The 19,234-nt window shown below is 68.9% G+C and carries 16 protein-coding genes and 1 riboswitch; of the genes, 1 reads left to right on the top strand and 15 read right to left on the bottom strand.

What is annotated here, in order from left to right; all coding sequences use genetic code 11:
* Window positions 1-24: 24 nt before the first annotated feature.
* Window positions 25-1,611 (bottom strand): DHA2 family efflux MFS transporter permease subunit, encoded by a 1,587-nt coding sequence (locus ACWZHB_RS04525; RefSeq protein ID WP_427906665.1) that lies wholly within the window; start codon window positions 1,609-1,611, stop codon window positions 25-27.
* A gap of 88 nt (window positions 1,612-1,699) precedes the next feature.
* On the opposite strand from ACWZHB_RS04525, the gene ACWZHB_RS04530 reads away from it, so the two are divergent.
* Complete coding sequence (locus tag ACWZHB_RS04530; protein WP_427906666.1) at window positions 1,700-2,179, top strand: MarR family winged helix-turn-helix transcriptional regulator; 480 nt, start codon at window positions 1,700-1,702, stop codon at window positions 2,177-2,179.
* Window positions 2,180-2,219: 40 nt separating this feature from the next.
* Here the strand turns inward: ACWZHB_RS04530 and ACWZHB_RS04535 are convergent, their stop codons facing one another.
* The 14 genes from ACWZHB_RS04535 to ACWZHB_RS04600 all read right to left on the bottom strand — a co-directional run bounded on the left by ACWZHB_RS04535 (window position 2,220) and on the right by ACWZHB_RS04600 (window position 19,125).
* Window positions 2,220-3,368 (bottom strand): LLM class flavin-dependent oxidoreductase, encoded by a 1,149-nt coding sequence (locus tag ACWZHB_RS04535; RefSeq protein ID WP_427906667.1) that lies wholly within the window; start codon window positions 3,366-3,368, stop codon window positions 2,220-2,222.
* The gene (locus tag ACWZHB_RS04540) at window positions 3,365-4,174 is read right to left on the bottom strand and encodes a DUF1684 domain-containing protein (protein WP_427906668.1); all 810 of its coding nucleotides are present in this window, start codon (window positions 4,172-4,174) and stop codon (window positions 3,365-3,367) included. Before ACWZHB_RS04540 ends, ACWZHB_RS04535 begins: the two co-directional genes overlap by 4 nt.
* Window positions 4,171-5,535: an NtaA/DmoA family FMN-dependent monooxygenase gene (locus tag ACWZHB_RS04545; RefSeq protein ID WP_427906669.1), complete on the bottom strand. Its 1,365-nt coding sequence runs from the start codon at window positions 5,533-5,535 to the stop codon at window positions 4,171-4,173. The genes ACWZHB_RS04540 and ACWZHB_RS04545 overlap by 4 nt, the downstream gene beginning before the upstream one ends.
* Window positions 5,532-6,734, bottom strand: a complete 1,203-nt coding sequence (locus ACWZHB_RS04550; RefSeq protein WP_427906670.1) for an LLM class flavin-dependent oxidoreductase — start codon at window positions 6,732-6,734, stop codon at window positions 5,532-5,534. Before ACWZHB_RS04550 ends, ACWZHB_RS04545 begins: the two co-directional genes overlap by 4 nt.
* Entirely contained in the window at window positions 6,731-8,368 is a 1,638-nt protein-coding gene (locus tag ACWZHB_RS04555; RefSeq protein ID WP_427906671.1) for a dipeptide ABC transporter ATP-binding protein, read from the bottom strand. Before ACWZHB_RS04555 ends, ACWZHB_RS04550 begins: the two co-directional genes overlap by 4 nt.
* Window positions 8,365-9,258, bottom strand: coding sequence for an ABC transporter permease (locus tag ACWZHB_RS04560; protein WP_427906672.1), 894 nt, complete (start codon window positions 9,256-9,258; stop codon window positions 8,365-8,367). The genes ACWZHB_RS04555 and ACWZHB_RS04560 overlap by 4 nt, the downstream gene beginning before the upstream one ends.
* A 95-nt stretch (window positions 9,259-9,353) precedes the next feature.
* Window positions 9,354-10,475, bottom strand: coding sequence for an ABC transporter permease (locus ACWZHB_RS04565; protein WP_427906673.1), 1,122 nt, complete (start codon window positions 10,473-10,475; stop codon window positions 9,354-9,356).
* Entirely contained in the window at window positions 10,475-12,088 is a 1,614-nt protein-coding gene (locus ACWZHB_RS04570) for an ABC transporter substrate-binding protein (RefSeq protein ID WP_427906674.1), read from the bottom strand. Before ACWZHB_RS04570 ends, ACWZHB_RS04565 begins: the two co-directional genes overlap by 1 nt.
* Window positions 12,085-13,155 (bottom strand): LLM class flavin-dependent oxidoreductase, encoded by a 1,071-nt coding sequence (locus ACWZHB_RS04575; protein WP_427906675.1) that lies wholly within the window; start codon window positions 13,153-13,155, stop codon window positions 12,085-12,087. Before ACWZHB_RS04575 ends, ACWZHB_RS04570 begins: the two co-directional genes overlap by 4 nt.
* Window positions 13,156-13,183: 28 nt before the next feature.
* Window positions 13,184-14,146: an ABC transporter substrate-binding protein gene (locus ACWZHB_RS04580; protein WP_427906676.1), complete on the bottom strand. Its 963-nt coding sequence runs from the start codon at window positions 14,144-14,146 to the stop codon at window positions 13,184-13,186.
* Between the two features lie 32 nt (window positions 14,147-14,178).
* Window positions 14,179-14,940: an amino acid ABC transporter ATP-binding protein gene (locus ACWZHB_RS04585; protein WP_427906677.1), complete on the bottom strand. Its 762-nt coding sequence runs from the start codon at window positions 14,938-14,940 to the stop codon at window positions 14,179-14,181.
* Window positions 14,937-15,917 carry an amino acid ABC transporter permease gene (locus ACWZHB_RS04590; protein ID WP_427906678.1) on the bottom strand — a complete coding sequence of 327 codons (981 nt, stop codon included), beginning with the start codon at window positions 15,915-15,917 and terminating at the stop codon, window positions 14,937-14,939. The genes ACWZHB_RS04585 and ACWZHB_RS04590 overlap by 4 nt, the downstream gene beginning before the upstream one ends.
* A gap of 157 nt (window positions 15,918-16,074) precedes the next feature.
* A riboswitch (SAM riboswitch) is annotated at window positions 16,075-16,169 on the bottom strand.
* A gap of 993 nt (window positions 16,170-17,162) precedes the next feature.
* On the bottom strand, window positions 17,163-18,335 hold the full coding sequence (locus tag ACWZHB_RS04595; protein ID WP_427906679.1) for a glycosyltransferase: 1,173 nt from the start codon (window positions 18,333-18,335) through the stop codon (window positions 17,163-17,165).
* 1 nt (window position 18,336) lies between these two features.
* Window positions 18,337-19,125, bottom strand: a complete 789-nt coding sequence (locus ACWZHB_RS04600; RefSeq protein WP_427906680.1) for an LppM family (lipo)protein — start codon at window positions 19,123-19,125, stop codon at window positions 18,337-18,339.
* Window positions 19,126-19,234: the final 109 nt, after the last annotated feature.

Below are 19,234 nucleotides of genomic sequence, written 5' to 3' on the forward strand. Positions count from 1 at the left end.
CATGGCCGCCACGTGCTGCGAGAACTACTGTGTTGCTGCTTGTTTCGCAGGTTTGACGAAGGTGGTCGTCACCAGCGCGAGGGCGAGTAGGCCGGCGCACAGGTAGCTCGCTACTTCGATACCGGCCGCCATGGCCGCGCGAGCCGCTTCCGCGACGGGGAACGTGTGCGGATTCGCGGCGAGGGTCGGGATCGCCGAGCCCGCGCTGTCGGTAACCGTCGACGACAGCTGGTCCACCTCGGACTCGGGCAGGCCCGCACGGGTCAGACGGTCGCTCAGGTCGGCGCCGAGGGTGCTGAAATACAGGGTGGTGAGAACGGCGATGCCGAGTGCTGAGCCGAGTTCGCGTGCGGCGCTTTGGATTCCCGAGCCCTGTCCCGCGCTCTCGCCGGGCACGTCGGCGAGCACCACATTGGTGACCTGCGCGGTGGCGAAGCCGACGCCGATGCCGTAGACGAACAGGGCGAGCGCGATCGACCACCAGCTGCTGTCCGCCGCGGCGAACAAGCCGAGCATCGCCAATCCCAGCGCTTCGAGGAGCAGGCCGATCCTGACCTGCCCCAGAGCCGAAACCGACGCTGTCAGTGAGAAACTCGCGCCACTGGCGACGAAACTGCCGATCGCCAGCGGCACCAGGGCGAGCCCGGCCTGCAGTGCGGTGTAGTCGAGCGCGAACTGCATCCACAGCGGCAGCACCGCGATGATGCCGAACTCGCCGAGGCCGACGATCAGCGTCACCACATTGCCCTTGCGGAACGAATCGATCGAGAACAGTCCCACATCGATCAGCGGTTCGCCGCCGGTGCTGCCGAGCATCGCTTGCCTGCGCCAGCACAGTCCGAGCGCGAGGGCAGCGCCGATGAACGCGATGAGAACCGGTGAAGGTCCACTGCGCCAAGAGAATTCACCGATACTCAGCGGCTCGGTCACCATCAGCCACCCGTAACGGCGCCCTTCGATCATGGCGAACGCGAGCAGGCCGAGGCCGAGTGCGGACTGGGCGGCGCCGAGCAGGTCGACGCGCCCGGTGTTCTTCGGTGCGGCGGGCAGGTAGATCAGCACGGCCACCATGATCAGCGCGACCGCGGGGATGTTGATGCCGAAGGCCCAGCGCCACGAGAAGTCGGCGAGCCACCCACCGAGCAGGGGGCCCACTGCCGCCGCCGCGCCGATCGTCGATCCCCAGATCGCGAAGGCTTGTCCGCGCGCCTTGCCGGTGAAGGACGCGTTCACCAGCGCCAGTGAGGTCGGCAGGATCATCGCACCGCCGACGCCCTGCAGGAAGCGGGCCGCGATGAGCAAGCCGCCGGTCGGCGCGAGGGCGGCCAGCAGGCTGGTGAGGCCGAAGACGACCAATCCGATCAGGAACAGTTTGCGCGCGCCGTAGAGGTCACTGAGCCGACCGGCGACCAGCAGCAGTGCCGCGAAAACGATCGCGTACGACTCCTGGATCCACTGCGCCTGAATCGACGTGATCCCCAGATCGTCGACGATCGGCGCGAGGATCACGTTCACGATCGTCAGGTCGACCACGATCAACGCGACGCCAAGTGACACGGCGATCAGGCCCAGCCACCGGCGCAGCGGTGGAGTCTCGATTTCTGTCCGCACTATACCTCCATCATAAAGTGACTTTACGATGAAGGTAAATGGTGGGGCGGTAGGTTGTCAATCGAGCGGTCGACGAGAGGACGAGATGGTGGAGCAGACATCCGGCGATGTCGCGATGCGGCGGCAGCGGCTCGCCGCGGGGCTCATCGACTACGGCGCGAGCTTCACTGAACTGGGTCGGCGATTCGCGGATACGCTCGGCGTGCATTCCACCGACGCGTTCGCGCTGATGGAGATCGCCGCCGCCGAACAGGCCGCCGACCCGCTGTCGCCCGCGCTGCTGAGCAAGCGGATCACCCTGACATCGGGGGCGATGACGACCCTGCTCAACCGGCTGGAGCGGGCGGGATACATCACTCGCAGCCGCGAGCACACCGATCGGCGGGTCGTGACGTTGCGGTGCAGCGAGGACGCCCGGCAGCTGGCCGACGAGTTCTTCCGCCCGATCAATGCCGAGCAGGATGCGATCCTGGCCGAGTACGAGCCCGCCCAGCTCGCGCAGTTCGAGAGTTTGCTCGGGCGATTGCGGACGGCGATGGACCGCGGACAGCCGCAGGGCGCCCCGTAGCCGAACTGCGGGGCGCCCCAGGGTTTTCGGTAGTGGGCGGTCAGGCGGCGCGGGCGGCTCGCAATCCCCACGCGTCGGCCAGGAGGCGGTGGGATTCGAGGCGGTCGGCGTGGTGGTGGGTGATGGTGGTGATGAGGAGTTCGTCTGCGCCGGTGACCTTTTGAAGCGCGTCGAGGCGCTCGACCACGGTGGCGGGGGAGCCGACGATCTGGGAGGACAGGCGGTCGTCGACGAGACGTAGCTGGTCCGGGGTGAGGGGGGAAGCTGTTGCGGGGTCGAGGTATTCGGCCGCGCCGCCACTGCGGATGCTGTGCACCCAGTGTCCGTAGGTGCTCGCGTGACGGTGGGCGGTGTCGTCGTCGGCCGCGGCTACTACGTCCGCCGAGACGATGACGTGCGGTTCGGCCAGCAGCTCCGACGGCCGGAACGCCGCCCGATATGCCTCGACCGCGTCCAGCGCGGATCCCGGCGCGACATGGTAGGCCGCCGCGAACGGCAGCCCCGACCTGCCTGCCAGCTCCGCGCTTTCGCCCGCCGAACTGCCGAACAGCCACAACTCGGTGTCGATTCCCTCGCCGGGAACGGCGTGCAGCTCGACACCACCGGCAGTGAAGTAGCGGCCGTCGAGCAGCGCCTGGACCTCGGCCACCTGGTCCGCGAAGTCCAGTGACTCCGCGCCGGGCTGTTGCAGCGCCTCGGCCGAGGCGAGGAACTTCGTGCGGTCGGTGACCCGGCGTGGATCGAAGGGCGGCGGCACCACCACACCGTCGCGCACTTCGGTCCGTCCGGTGACCGTGTCCAGTACGGGGTGCCCGCCTTTGGTGGTCGTCGCGGCGGCACCGAACTGGCTGCGTCGATGCCCTGACCGGCCCAGACCCAGATCGAGACGGCCCGGATGCAACGCGTCGACGGTGCCGAACGCCTCCACGATCGAGGCCGATGTGTGGTGCCCCACCTGCACGGCGCCGGTCCCGACCCGGATGCGTGAGGTCGCCGCGGCGACCAATCCGAGCAGCGTCAGCGACGACGAACTCGCCACCGACACGAAATGGTGTTCGGCCAGCCAGTATCGGTGATATCCCCACTGTTCGGCGTGCCGGGCGAGGTCGACGGTATTGCGCAATGCCTTTGCGGCACTGGAACCTTCGCTGATCGGAGACAGATCGAGAATCGACAGCGGAACGCTCATCGCTTCGGATCCTGTTCTCCCGCTTCGACAGCCACGCGCAGCCGGTTCTCCCGCGGCGCGACGGGGCAGGTCGCGAAGTCGGTGAACGCGCACGGCAGGTTCACGGCGCGGTTGAAGTCGAGGGTGACGGTGCCGTCGGCCTCGACCGCGCCGATGGCGAGCGAGCGGGCGGCCGGGTAGGTGGTGACGCCGCTGGTGGCGTCGGTGAACAGCACCTTCAGGTCGTCGGTGGTGCCGAACGCGAGCAGCGCCTCGTGGCTGTCGCCGATCCGGAACTCGATGATTCCGGCGGCGCTGTGGTGGTGCTCCAGCCCGTCGACGACGGCGCCCGTGGTGACGGTGCGTGCTTGCCCGAACGCGGTGAAACGCCCGGTCACGACCCAGCGCGGATCGGCCGGATAGGCGGCGACGCCGGTGAACGCGGTCAGTGTAGGTGCGGCCGGATCGTGCACGCGCACCGCGAATTGTCCGGAGCGCCGGATCACTTCGAGGACCTTCTCCTCGTTGAGCACACTGATCCCCGGCGCGCCCTCCACGGGCGTCACGATCTGCACGCCGCCGATCCGCTCGCCGTCGACATCGAGCCGGTCGGCGGGCTGCGCGGTGATGAACACCTTCTCGTCGGTGACCCACCAGGTCCCGGGGACGCCGTCCAGGCGCTGCGGGCTGTCGGTGAGCCAGTGCAGCCCCGCCAGGCTGAGCCAGCCGAGCGGATCGCGCAGGCCGTCCTCGCGGGCATGATGCCAGCGCGACCAGTCGTCGGCGAATGTCGTGGTGGCGCTGGGGTTCTCGACAGTGATGGTCATGACGCGCGTGCTCCTTCGGCGACGGTGTGGTGGGGGTGACGCAGACCGAGGTGGTCGCGCAGGGTGGTGCCGGTGTACTCGGTGCGGAAACTGCCGCGTTCCTGCAGTTCGGGGACCACCCGGTCGACGAACTCGTCGAGTCCGGCGGGTGTCAGATGGGGCACGAGGATGAAACCGTCGGCGGCATCGGACTGCACGTAGTGGTCGATCTGCTCGGCGACCTCGGCGGGAGTGCCGATGAACTGCTGGCGGGCGGTGACCTCGATGATGAGTTCGCGAATGCTGAGGTTGTCCGCCTCGGCCTGCGCGCGCCATGCTTTCGCCACGGCCAGTGGATCTTTCGTGTGCCTGACCCGGCCACGGGTGATCTCGGCGGCGGCGTCGGGCTCGATGTCGGGCAGTGGGCCGTCTGGGTCGTAGCCGGAAAGGTCACGGCCCCACACCTGTTCGAGGAACGCGAGCGCCGTCTGCGGGCTCACCTGCTGGTAGCGGATGTCGCGGGCGCGCTCGTGTGCCTCGTCGGTGGTGTCGCCGAGTACGAAGGTGGCCGCGGGCAGCACCAGCAGATCGCCCTGCGCACGACCATATTTCGCCAACCGGCCCTTGACGTCGGCGTAGAACCGCTGGCCCGCTTCGAGGGTGCCGTGCCCGGTGAAGATCGCATCCGCGGTCTTCGCACCGAACTCGCGGCCTTCGTCGGAGTCGCCCGCCTGCAACAACACCGGATGTCCCTGCGGGCTCGGCGGGACGACGAACGGTGCGGCGAAGTCGAACTGAGAACTGCGGAACGCGGTTTCGGGAATCTCGCGAGCGAAAACGCCCCGCTCCCGATCGATCACCAGCGAGTCGGTAGGCCAGCTGTCCCACAGCGCCCTTGTCGCCGCGACGACCTCTTCCGCCCGCCGATACCGCTCGCTGTGCTCGAGGTAGCCGCCGCGCCGAAAGTTCTCGCCCGTGAACGCATCCGAGGAGGTGACCACGTTCCACGCGGCCCGGCCGCCGGAGAGGTGATCGAGCGCGGCGAACTGCTTGGCCACCTCGAACGGTTCGTTGTAGGTGCTGTTGATGGTGCCTGCCAGCCCGAGTCGCTCGGTCACCGCGGCTACCGCGTTGAGCACGGTGAACGTATCCGGCCTGCCGACCACGTCCAGGTCGTGGATCCGTCCGCGATGCTCGCGTAGCCGCAGGCCCTCGGCGAGGAAGAAGAAGTCGAACAGGCCGCGTTCGGCGGTGCGCGCCAGATGCTCGAACGACCCGAAGTCGACCTGCGATTTCGACGCGGGATCGGCCCAGACGGTGGTGTTGTTGACGCCGGGGAAATGCGCGGCGAGATGGACTTGCTTGCGTGGTTTCGAGGTCACAGCACTGTTCCTGTCGTGGCGTATCGGCTGGCGGGGCGAGGCAGGTCGAGGCGATCGCGCAGGGTCGCGGGGCCGTTCGGCTGCGGGTGATCGCTCGCGGAGTCGGTCGTCGGTGCGACGGCCGTTCGCCGGTGCGTGATCAGTGCGCGCAGGGTTGCCTGGAGGGCCAGTGGCCGCACAACCACTCCGTCGGCGATCCCGGACCGCGCGATCTCGGCGAGCAGTTCGTCGAGTTCGCCGACAGTCCCCACATGGCGGAGCTGGGTGGTTTCGGCCGCGCTGGTGGATGCCGTGCTGGGTCGATGCGCGGCGGAGATCTCGGTGTGTTCGGCCCATCGGTCGAGTTCGCGCACCGCCGCCCGCGCATCGTCGGCCGAATCTGCCAGGTGGACAGGGAGATCGAGCAGTATCCGCACGGTGCTGGGGTCGCGGCCCTCGGCGGCGATCGCGGCGCGCAAGGCGGTGCGACGTGCGGCCGCGGTGGGGAGATCGGGGGCGGTGACGCGGATGAGATCGGCGCGGCGGACTGCCACTTCCGTCGACTCAGGAGTGTCGGCGCGAACCGTCACAATCGGTTGGCCCTGGGGCGAGCGTGGGGTGATCGACGGGCCTTTGACCGAGAAGTTGTCGCCGGTGAAGTCGATGTAGTGCAGGCGGTCGCGATCGATGAAACGGCCGGTGGCGACGTCGCGGATCTCGGCGTCGTCCTCCCAGCTGTCCCACAGCCGGGTCACCACCTCGACTGCTTCGTCGGCCTCGTGCCACAGTGACACCGGATCTTGAATGTCCTTGCGGCCGAACGCCTTGGCCTCGGCGGTGGACACGGTCACCTCCCAGCCGGCTCGGCCCAGGCTCGCGAAGTCGAGTGCGGTCACCGCCTTGGACACGTGGAACGGCTCGGTGTGGGTCACCGGCACCTGGGGGATCAGGCCGATCCGCGTGCTCAGCGGGGCGGTGCGGGCGGCGATCGCGACGGCGTCGAGCCTGCCGCGGGTCGCGGCGGCGCCACCGGATTGGATGCCGAACGAGTCGGGCAGGAAGACAGCGTCGAACCCGAGATCCTCGGCCGAGCTGACGACACTGGTCCAGTAGCCGGCGGTGAACAGGTCTTCGGCAGCGGAATCGGCGCGCCGCCAGGACGCGGGATGCGTTCCGGTGCCCGCTATTTCGATGCCGAGAAACAGTCCGGTCTTGCTCATCGGGTGAGGTCCTTTCCGTGGAGGGGATCGATCCGGGTCCCCGGCGCGGGGATCGCCGCGAGCAGCTCCCTGGTGTACGGGTGTTGTGGATCGGTGAACAGGGTTGCGGTGGGGCCGGTTTCGACGATGCGACCGTGGCGCATCACGGCGACGCGGTCGCTGATCCGGCGCACCACGGCCAGGTCGTGGGAGATGAACAGGTAGCCGAGGGCGAGTTCGTTCTGCAGGGTGTCGAGCAGGTCGAGGATCTGCGCCTGCACCGAGGCGTCGAGTGCGGAGACCGGTTCGTCGAGCACGAGCAGGTCCGGGCGCAAGGCCAGCGCACGCGCGATCGCCACCCGTTGACGTTGCCCGCCGGACAGTTCCGCGGGCTTTCGGGTGGTGAAATCCGCTGGGAGCGCGACTTGTTCGAGTAGTTCGGCGACCCGTTTCGCGCGGTCGCCGAGACCATAGGCGCGCAAGGGTTCGGCGATGATGTCGGCGACTGTCCAGCGCGGGTCCAGCGAGGAGTACGGGTTCTGGTACACCACCTGGAACCGTTGACGCAGTTCGCGCAACCGCTTGCGGCGGACGCTGGTGAGGTTGTGACCGTCGAAGGTGACCGTGCCGCTGTCCACCTCGGTGAGTCGCACGGCGATCCGTGCCGTCGTCGACTTACCCGAACCGGATTCGCCCACCAGCGCGAGTGTTTCGCCGCGATCGAGGCTGAACGCCACATCGTCGACGGCGGTGATCGAGCCGGCTCCCGCGTGGAATCGCTTGTGCAGAGCATGAACCGACAGCAACGGAGCTGCCGCCCTGGGACGCGGTGGCCGGAAATCGGTGGGTGAGAGCGCCGGGGACGCGGCCAGCAAACGCTGGGTATAGGGCTGTGCGGGCCGGGCCAGCACCTGTGCGGTCGACCCTGATTCGACAACCCTGCCGTGCTCGAGCACGACCAGCCGATCGGCTCGCTCGGCGGCCACGGCCAGGTCATGGGTGATCAGCAGCACCGCGGTTCCGCGGGCCGCGATCCGCTCGGCCAGTCGATCGAGCACCTGCCGCGCCACTGTCGCGTCGAGCGCGCTCGTCGGCTCGTCGGCGATGATCAACTCCGGCCCGCACGCCAGCGCGATCGCGATCAGCACCCGCTGCCGCTGCCCACCGGACAACTCGTGCGGATATTGCCGGGCCCGCACCCGCGGCCGATCCAAACCGGCTTCCTCGAGCAGATCGAGGGCTTGCAGTGCTGCCCCACGCCGGTCGGCGAGCCGGTGCACCAGCAGCGCCTCCGCCACCTGATCGCCCACTCGCAGTACCGGATTGAGCGAAAGTCCCGGATCCTGCGGTACGAACCCCACTCGTGCGCCGCGCAATCGCCGCAACGCCTTCTCGTCGCGCGGATCGATCCGCTCACCGCCGAATTCGACGGTGCCGGACACCGTCCGCGCCGAAGCGCCGAGAAGCCCGATCACGGCATGCGCGAGGGTCGACTTGCCCGACCCCGACTCGCCCACCAGCGCGACGACTTCCCCGCGCGCCACCTCCACGGTGACGCCACGGAGTGCGTCGACCGACCGATCGCCGGTCCGATAGGCGATGCGCAAATCGTCCACTCGCAGTAGGGGGGCGGGGACGGATCGGTCTGCGCTCATCGGTTGGCCTTTCCCGCGAAGCGGCCCAGATGCTGGGCCGACAACACGACGGCGACGATGACGAGGCCGGGCAATGTGGTCAGCCACCAGGCCGAGGCGAGGAAGTTGCGGCCCTCCGAGATCAGCGAACCCCATTCGGGGGTGGGCGGTTTGGTGCCGTACCCGAGGAAACTGAGCGACGACACCGCGAGCACGGCCATGCCGAATTCCACTGCGGCCAAGGCCAGGACGGGCTGGAACGAATTGGGAAGTACGTGCCGAACGAGGACCGCGTACCAGCGCACGCCCGACGCGTGCGCGGCTTCGACATAGGGTGCGTGCCGCACCCGCAGCACCTCCGAGCGCATCACCCGCGCGAAGTTCGCGATCAGTGAGATCCCCACGGCGAGTGCCACATTGCGGGTGCCGAAGCCGAGGGCGGTCACGAGTGCGAGCGAGAGAAGGAGCGAGGGAATCGACAGCAGCACATCGACCACGCGCATGATCGCGGTGTCGACGATGCCACCCGCCGCCCCCGACAGCAGCCCGAGCAAAGACCCCACCACCAGCGCGATCCCGACCGCGGTGAGTGTGGCGGTGAGCGAGAGCCCGGCGCCGTGCACCATGCGGGTGTAGAGGTCGCGCCCGAGATTGTCGGTGCCGAACCAGTGTGCGGCACTCGGCCCCTGGAACTTCTGCGCGGGCACGCCGATCAGCGGGTCGCCGGAGGCGAACACCGACGGCGCCACCGCCCACCCGACGGCGATCACGAGTACGACACCGGAGAGCACGAGTCCGAGATGTCCGCGCGTCCAGCGGAGCACCGTGGCACCGCGAGAGCGGCGCGCGACGATGCTGGGCGCCGCGGGCCGATCAGCGACCTTGTCGCGTCGTACAAGAACGTCAACCATGTTCGCTCCCTTCGGTATCGGTGGTGCGAGTCCGGTCTGTGCCCGCTCCGCTATTGCCGGGGCGGGGTGGATCGCCGCGCCGATTCGCGCTGACATCAGGCATCGCGCACCGCCTTCGCGACATCTGCCGACGGAGCGCTTTCGGCAGGCGCCACGACCGGACGACTGCGACGCGTACCGGTGATGCGCGGATCGAGCAGCGGATAGAGCAGGTCGACCGCCAGGTTCACACCGACGAAAATCAGCGCCGAGAGCAGCACCACGCCCTGGACAACGGGGATGTCCTGGTTGAGTACCGAGGTCTGGGTGAGCCTGCCGACTCCCGCACGGGCGAACACCGACTCCACCACCACCGACCCGGCCAGCATCGAGCCGACCAGCACACCGGCGATGGTGAAAGCGGGCACGCTCGCCAGCCGGGCGATGTGGCGACGCTGCACCCACCAGCGTGACGCGCCTTTGGCCAGCGCCACATCGGTGAACGGCTGCCGCCACGTCTGTTCCAGACCGGCGGCGAAAACCTGGGCGAGCACCGCCCCGATCGGCAAGGCCAGGGTCAGCGCGGGCAGTAGCGTCCCGCGCAGCCCCGTCCCACCGAATGCCGGGAACCAGTGCAGCCGAAAGGAGAACAGCTGCAACAGGAGTAGCCCGGTCCAGAACGTCGGTACCGAAACACCCAGTGGCGGTAGGGCGCTCAAGGTGTTGCGAAGCCACGGCCGCCGCGTGTAGGTAGCGGCGAACGCGAGGGCCGTCCCGCCGATGATCGCGAAGAACAGGGCGAGAGCGGCCAGTCCGAGGGTGGCCGGTATGACGTCACCGAGGGCTTGGGTCACCGGCTGACCGGTGTTGATGGATCGCCCCAGATCGCCGGTGACGGCATTGCCGAGTGCGGTCACATACTGTTCCCACAGCGGCTTGTCCAAGCCGTAGCGAGCCTGCAACTCGGCGATCGCCGCCTGGTCGACCGGCGCGCCGGTGCCCGCGGTGTCGGCCGCCATCGACACCGGATCCGCGGGCAGCAGATACAGCACCACGAACGAGATCGTGAACGCCGCCCACAGCACCCAGATCGCCTGCAGTACCCGCGAACCCAGGTAGCGAGCCGCCCCGCCGCCCGCCGGGTTCGCGCGGCCCGGAGTGCGGCGAGGGCCGACGCGCCGGCTCAGAAAACCGCCACTCGCCGCGCGCACGTCCCGCGCCCCGTCCGAGCCGCTCATCAGTGCCCGCTCAACCAGGTATCGAAGAACTGCAAGCGCGCCGAGGCCTCGAACTTCAGATCCTGTGTGTGCGCGGCCGCACCGATCGCCTGCGACAGCTCGATCGTGGGGACGTAGAGCCCGTTGTCGAGCACCTGCCGCTGCGCGGTCGCGAGCAGTTCCGCGCGGGCGGCCGGATCGTTGGTGGCCAGCTGCCGGTCGAGGGCCGCGTCGAGCTCGGGGATCGGGCCGCGTGCGGTGATGTTGCGACCGGCGAGGCCGAACGACGTGCGCAGAATGTCGCCGTCGGCACGGGTGGAATTGCCGTAACCCGCGTCGACTTCCCTGGCGTTCTGCCTGGCGATCGCCTCCGGGGTGGAGACGAGATCGAGCTTCAGGTCCACCCCGACCTGGCGCAGTTGCTGCTGCACCAGCTCGAGAATCGCCTGGTTGCCCGCGAACACCTGGCTGAACGTCACCGCGAAACTCAGTCGCTCACCGTTCTTGGCCCGCACACCGTCGGCGCCGGGCACCCAGCCCGCCTGATCGAGGATCGCCTTCGCCTTCGCCGGATCGTAGGCGAGTCGCGTGGACTGATCCAGGTAGGCCGGGGTGGCCGAGGCCAGGCTGGATGTCGCCGGCTTGAACTGTGGACCGAGAACGGTCTCGACGAGTTGCTTGCGATCGATCGCGGGCAGCAGCGCCTGCCGGACCGCCGGATCACGCAATGGGCCCCGAGTCACGTTGAGCTGCAGGCCGAATGGGGTGCCGGGGTTGGAGGTCGACAGAATCCGCCCGCCGACGGCCTCGATCTGCGGAGCGTCCTGGGGTAGGGCGTCGCTCACGGCGTCCAGCTGGCCGGAGGCCAGGCTGCCGGTGCGCACACCCGATTCGGGAACGACCGTGAACTCGATCCGATCCAGGTACGCCTCGCCCTGGTGGCCGAAAACGGGCGAGCCCCAGTGGTATCCGGCGCGCTTGGCCAGGGTCACCGAGGTGTCCTGCTGGTAGGCGGCGTAGGTGAACGGCCCGCTGCCGATGTTGTCGCCGGCGCATCTGGCCTCGGCCGGTTTGGCATTGGTGGAGGTGGCCTGGATGCCGAGCTGCGGGGTCGAGGACGCCTGCAGGAACTGGGCGTTCGGCTGGCTGAACTCGACGCGCGCGGTGAGCTTGTCCACCGCCGTCGTACCGACGTAGCTGGTGAGGTAGCTCGCGCCCAGCTGCGCCTTCGCGGCACCGAGCCGGACGATCGCGTCGAAGGTATCGCGCACCGAGTCGGCGGTGAGCGCGGTGCCGTCACTGAAGGTGACGCCGTCGGCCAGCGTGAAGGTGAACACCTTGGCGTCGGGACTGACCTCCCAGCTCTTGGCCAGCCACGGGGTGATCGCGCCGGTCTTCGGGTCCTGATCGGTCAGCGAGTCGACGATCTGACGGGCCACGTAGATGGTCTGGTTGGTGCCCGACTGCGCCGGGTCCGAGCAGGTCGGCGCTCCGGACAGCCCGTAGCGCAACGTGCCGCCGGGCTGCGGTGGACCGGCCTGACCACCGGAGCCTCCGGTGTCGCCGCCGCACGCGACCACCGTGGTAGCGGCGGCGAGGACGCCCGCGAGAGCGGCGAGTCGATGTCGAATCACGAGGTAACTCCAGAGAATTCACGGCCAGCGGCCAGGGGACGGCTCGGAATGCGGCGGCGCAACTCGGGCGCCACCTCGGCCTGGAACAGCTCGAGACTGCCCAGGTAGTCGGGTTCGGTGCGGCCGTCACGTTCGGCGGACAGGTGGATCACCTCGTGCCCGAACTGCTCGTGATAGCGGCCCACCTTGTCGATCACCTGTTCCGGGCTGCCGACCAGCGCCGACGAACGGGCGAGGAAGTCCTCGACGGTCTCGAACACCACCGGATTGCCGACCTTGCGCTGCAGTGCGGTCCGCGCCTCGAAGAGCGGCCGGAACACCTCGACGGCCTCCTGCGAGGTCCGTGCGACGTGGAAGCCCGCCGTGCCCGCGCCGACCAGGGCGTCGGCCGGATCGTGACCGTAGTGCGCCCACCGCTCGCGGTAGTGGCGGATCAGCTTGGCGTACGGCTCGATGGGGTTGGTGACGTTCGCCGAGAACACCGGATCACCGTGGCGCGCGGCCAGTTCCACCGACTCCCGGCTCGTCGCGCTTCCGTGCCAGATCCGCACTCGCGGCTGCAACGGTCGCGGCAACGCCTTGGCCGCGGTGAGCGCGGGCCGGAACTGTCCCGACCACGTCACCTCGTCGCTGTCCCACAGCGCCCGGAACACCTCGTAGCCTTCACGATTGCGGTCCCACTGATCCTCGGTGGTGACGTGATACAGCTGTGCCTGCGCCGCGCCGTTGCCCTTGCCGATGATCAGTTCGAGCCTGCCGTCGGACAGATTGTCGAGCGTGGAATAGTCCTCGAACGCCCGCACCGGGTCGAGCAGGCTCAACGTGGTGACCGCGGTGAACAAGCTGATCCGCGAGGTGAGGGCCGCGATGTGGCTCAGCACCACCGGGGGAGCGGCGGACAGGAACGGATCCTCGTGGCGCTCACCGACCGCGAACCCGTCGTAGCCGAATTCCTCAGCGCGCTCGGCCTGTTCGATCACGTCGTGCAGGCGATCACGCGTTGTCGGCACCACCCCGGTCACCGGATCGGGCACCCGGGTGATCAGCGTCATCAGCAGGAATTTCATGCGCGGGCTCCTAGCTTCTCGAACGACCTCATGCGGCAGGCTTTTTCGGCAGGCCGGGCGGGTTGATCCGCGACTCGGTGACCTTCTCCGAATCCAGGCCCCAGCGATCGAGGACCTTCTGATAGCTGCCGTCGGCGATGGCGTGGACGAGCGCCTTGTGCACGGCGGCATTGAGGCCGCTGTTCTTCTTGGACAGCACCGCGATCTCGCCCTGCAACGCTTCACCGGCGCCCGAGAAGGTGGCGATGATCTTGGTTTCGCCGGTGGTGGTCGAGTGGTAGATGCCGGTCGGATTGGGGCCGATGTAGCCGTCGAGCCGTTGGGAGGCGAGCGCCAGGTAATAGTCGGTGATCTGCTGGTAGTAGGCGATATCGATCGGCGCCAGCCCCTCGGCGACGTTCTTCTCGCTCCACTTCACCAGCAGCTGTTCCTGATTCGTCCCCGCGCCCACTCCGATGCGCTTGCCCACCAGGCTCTTGCGGTCGGTGAAGACCAGCGAGCTGTCCTTGGGCACCTCGAGTGCGACGTTGTCCTTGCGGTAGGTCGCGAAGTCGTACTTCTCCTTGCGCTCCTCGGTGACGGTGACGTTGGAGATGAACGCATCGGCCTCGCCGGAGTCGATCCGCACGAAGCTCTGCGACCAATCCGCCACCTGTGGAACCAATTTCAGTCCAAGGATGTCGGCGACCAGCGAGGCGAAATCGACTTCGGAACCCACCACGGTCTTGTCATCGGTGGCATAGAACCGCAGCGGCGGGGCGGCACCGCCCGACCCGGTCACCAGCAGCGTGCCGCGATCGCGAATCGCCTGCGGCACTTCGGCGGCAATCGCGTCGACCTTCGCGACCCGCACCCTGCCGTCCTGCGCGGGCGAGAGGTCGAAGGTGACCGAACCCGCCTGGACGGTCTCGGCGGATTCCGGATCGGCGGTGCAGCCGGTGGTCAGCAGCGTGGCCGCCGAGATGATGCCGATCAGTGTGGAGAGCTTCATCGGTGTCGAAACCTGTTCTTCGGAAGGGATACTCAGCGCACGCGGGACAGGAATGCCTGCGTGCGTGGATGTTCGGGGCGGTCGAGGACGGTGGCGGCGTCGCCCTGTTCGACGATCTGTCCTTCGTCGAGGAAGACCACCGTGTCGGCGACCTCACGGGCGAACCCGATCTCGTGGGTGACGATCACCAGAGCCGTGCCGGTGCGGGCGAGATCGCGGATCACCGAGAGGACCTCGCCGACCAATTCCGGGTCGAGCGCGGAGGTGGGCTCGTCGAACAGGATCAGCCGCGGCTTCATGGCAAGGGCCCGGGCGATCGCGACGCGCTGTTGCTGGCCGCCGGAGAGCCTGCGGGGGTAGGCGTCGGCGAAATCGGCGAGGCCGACCCGGTCGAGCAGCTGTTCGGCCTCCGCGACCACCTCGCCGCGCGGGCGGCGCTGCGAGGAGACCGGGGCGAGCACGACGTTCTCCAGCCCCGTGAGGTGCGGGAACAGATTGAACTGCTGGAATACGAAACCGATCCGGCCGCGCTGGGCGCGCACCGCGTGATCGGGCAGCGGGCGCAGCGTATTGCCGCGCTGCCGGTAGCCGATCAGCTCACCGTCGACGTGCACGGTGCCCGCGTCCTGCGCCTCGAGGTGGTTGAGCACCCGCAGCAGCGTGGACTTGCCCGACCCGGACGGGCCGATCAGCGCGACGACCTCGCCGGTGCGCACCGCCAAGTCGATCCCACGCAACACCTCGGTGCCGTTGTAGGACTTGCGAATTCCTCGTGCCTGCACCGCGGCGGTCATCGGGTGGCTCCTCGGGGTGCGGCGGCGATCTCGGTGACCTTGGCGCGTACCCGCTGCCACGGCGTCGGCGGTAGCTCACGCTGGGCGCCCTTGGCGTAGTGCCGTTCGATGTAGAACTGGACGATCGTCAACGCGGTGGTGAGCACGATGTACCAGGCCGTGGCCACCATCAGCAGCGGCACCACCCGGCCGTTGCGGCCGAAGATCACCTGCACCTGGTAGAACAGCTCGGCGATCGCCATCACCGACACGATCGAGGTGCCCTTGAACAGGCTGATCACCTCGTTGGCCGCGTTGGGCGCGATCGTGCGCATCGCCTGCGGCAACACGATCGTGCGGAACTGCCGCCAGCGCGGAATCCCCAGCGCGGCAGCCGCTTCCAGCTGGCCCGCGTCGACGGCGAGCAGACCGGCCCGGATCAGTTCGGCCGAGTACGCCGCCTGATGCAGGGCCAGGCCGATCACCGCCGCGGTGAAGCCGCTGATGACGCCGTTCACCTCGAAATCGAAGAACCCGGGCCCGAACGGAATGCCCACGGACAGCCGGGGATACAGGTACGCGATGTTGAACCAGAACAGCAGCTGCACGATCAGCGGGATCGAACGGAACGCCCAGACGTAGGTCCAGGCGATCACCCGCAGCACCGGATTGTTCGACACCCGCCCGATCGCCAGCAGGGTGCCGATGGCGAAACCGAGGACGGTGCCCCACAGGGTCAGCTCGATGGTCACCCGGAGGGCGGCCAGCACGGACTTCGCGGTGAAGTACTGGGCGAATGTGCCCCAGTCCCAGCCCGGATTGGTGATCAGACCGTGCGCGAACTGGGCCACCAGCAGCAGCGCGATCGCGGCGACGACCCACCGCCACGGGTGCCACGAGCCGGCGATCCGCGGAAGATCGTCGGCGGATTCCGGTGCGGCGGGCGGCGCGTCGCCCGGCGGTGCGGTCTCGGCGCCGGAGACGGCGGACGCGGTCATAGGAGTCCTTCGGGAACAGTGGAACGAGGCACAGTGACCTCCACCCGGCCAGTTACGGGTTCGCGAGCTGGCGGCACTCAGGCCGGACAGGCAATCGCGGTCACTCGGCACTGGTCGATATGGCGGCGGCGGTATCCCACGGTCAGCACGGCAATCTCCTCCATCGAACCCGGCAGAAGCACCCACACCCTCGAACAGGGCGGGTTGCTGCGACGTCGTAGAGCCAGGTCTCTCGGTCGCTCTGGATGGTTGTGCTCCGGCGTTGCGTCCCGAGCTGAATCAGCATGTGGCACAGATGCCGTGGCGGCAACGGTAGAAATCAGCGTGAGCGCAGAGCTTGGAACCGGGTATGGATGTGGGCACAATTGCCCCGGTTCGGCGAGGTCACTGAGCTGCGGTGGGGTTAGCCGCAGAATTGCGACGCGCCGAACGGCCGGTTACTTCACCTGCCCGGATTCACCCGCTGCGCGCGGTAGCGTCGGCCTTCTCTGCGTCGATGAGGAGTACGTCGTGATCATGCCGCGCCGTTCCACCACACTGACCTCGCTGACGGCCTGCGCCGCCGCGCTGGTGCTGGCCGTGTCCCCGGCCGTCGCGGAACCGGCCGCCCCGGTGACGCCCGCCGTCACCCGGGACGCACCGAACTCCACGCCCGCCGCGGGTGCCGGTGATCTACTCGGCGCCTATCAAACTGTCGTCGAGACGCTGAAAGCGATGGGTATCCAGCCGTTCCTCTACCCCACGGTGGCCGCGAACTGCACCGGCGACGGTGCGGGCCTGGTCCCAGCGGTCGCGGGCGCGGTGCCGGGCCCGTGGCCGGCGAACACGCTCCCGATCCCCGGTCTTGACCTGTCCGCCGTGAAATCGGGCCAGACCCTGTTCACCTTCCTGCCCTACGGTCTGGCTCCCGACACCGCCGCGACGAAAACCTCGGGTATGCAGGTGGCCTGGCTCAATATCAGTACCGGGCGGGGCGGTATGGCGTCGATGGGGCCGATCGCGGACATCGTGCGCGCGATGGTTCCGCCCGGGGTTCCTGTCGAACTGCGTCCACTCGCCGAAACCGCGATCCGCGACTTCCTCTTCGCCGCGATTCCCGTCGGTGGCGTCCGCGCGGTCCCCGTGGACACCGGCCGCGGCACCGTGCTGGCCGCCGTCTTCGGCACCACCGACAACGCGGCCGCTCCTGCTTCTTCTTTCCGACGATCGGCATCACCGAAGTGGACTGAGTGGGCGGCGAGGCGTTCAGGCGTGGCGGGCGATCGATTCTTCGGGGGTTACCAGGGGGCGTTGTTTCCAGCGGAGGCGGCCGGTGCGGTGGCGGTGGTGGGAGCGGGTCCACAGGGTCAGGTAGTGGGCTACTGCCAGGGGGTGGGCCAGAGCTGAGGTGAGGTCGGACGGTGCCGGGGGGCGGCGGGTTTCGATGGTGCGGGCGGTGAGGCGGCTGGTGACGGCCGCGAGGTAGCCGAGCAGGCCCGCGCGGCGGGTGCGGCCGCGGCCGAAGAGGGCGGCCAGTGGGGGGATCCAATAGGCGAGGGTGGCGAGGATCGCGATGGCGGCGCCGGTGTCTCGGCGGCCGCCGTAGGCGGACCAGAGCCAGCGGGTGTAGCCGTCGGTGAGTTCGGTTGTGCCGGTGTACATTCTGGTGCTCGCGGCCGGGCCCGCGGTGATCAGGGCAGTACGGTGGCCTGCTCGGCGGACGGCGCGCGCCAGGTCGAGATCCTCGGTGGCACTGGCGGCTACGGCCGCGTGGCCGCCGGCGGCACGGTAGGCCTCGGCGTCGACGGCCAGGAACTGGCCGCACGCGACGGCGGTGGACGGGCGCAGGCTGTGGTTGGCGGGGCCGACCGGCAGGGTCGAGGCCCATGACCAGGCGAGCAGTGGCTGGACCAGGTGTTCGGCGGCCGAACCGGCTTCCTGCACCGGCCAGGCGGAAACCAAACCCGCTTCGCGCCTGCGCAATTCGGTCACGGCCGCGGCGATCGCCTGGGGAGCCAGGCGCACATCCGCGTCGACGAAGACCAGGGCGGCCGCGTCGGTGCGGGCGGCCAGGCGGGCGCACGCGGCGGCCTTACCGGTCCAGCCGGGTGCGGGGTGGGCGGCGGAGCGGAGCACGGTGAAGCGCTCGTCGCCTGCGATCGCGGCCAGTGCGGCGTCGTAGGTGCCGTCGGTGGAGGCGTCGTCGAGGATCAACACGTGCAGGCGGGGGACGCCGGTCTGGGCACGAAGGTCGGCGATCAGCGCGGGGAGGCGCTCGGCTTCGTCGCGAGCGGGCACACAGACCGTGACCGGCTCGATCACGCCCGCGACGCCACGTGGCAGGGTGCGCAAGGTGAGCAGGTTATAGGCGGCGGTGGTCGCGCCGAGCGCGGCCAGGCCGGTGCCCGCCCAGGTCAGGTAGCGGGCCGCCGCGCCCATGTCAGCGGCCCAGTCTGCGACTGGAGATCTCGCGCCACATCTCCGAGGGGGAGAAACCGCCGCGGGGGGCGTGCGGCGGGGCGGGGTTGCGATCGCGGAACGCCAGCCCGGCGATCAGCGCGGCCACCGCGAGGGTGATGCCGCCGACGATGCCGGCCCAGCCCGCGAACGAGCGGGTGTTGGGGTCGGCGTATTTCACCTCGGCGCGCAGGGTCGACACCTCGCCGGCGGGCAGCTTCCACGACACGGTGTTCTCGCTGTTGGAGGTTTCGCGGGTGCCATTGGTCTTGGCCACGCGAGCCGGGAACGCGATGGAGAACTGCACGTCCGAGCCCTGCGGCGGCACCGATTCCAGATCGACCCGGCCGGTGAGACTCACCAGATCACCACTGCGCTGGAAGTCGAGGGTGAACATGCCCTGCGTCTGATCCGACAGCCCACCGAGCTGGCCGACCTCGCCGAACGACAGATCGTCGAAGAACACCTGCGTGCCGACGTACCCGTCCTGGTTGTAGTTCTCCACCCGCACCTTCGCCGCCAGCGGCTCCGGCGCCTTCAGCTGCGGACCTCGGTCTTCGGGCCCGGTCGGCACCACCGCGGCGACGATCCGGCCGGACACCCGGTCGTTCGACGACACCCCCATCGACACCTGTACCCGCAGGCACCCCGCCAGCGCGGGCACGAGCAGTGCCAACAGGACGGCGACGGCCGCTACGCGCCGCGCGGGCACGGAACGACGCGGCGAGGAAGCGGGCATGTCGGCGACGGTACTCGGCTGCACGGTTGACATCGTGCCAGGCTCGAGCCCGAGAGCCCACACGACGGGCCCACCGGACGTCGCCCAGCCGCGCCGATCAGGCCTTTTCCCGCTGATTCGAGGTGTGTCGCGGCGGGCTCGG

Source organism: Nocardia sp. FBN12 (assembly GCF_054031145.1).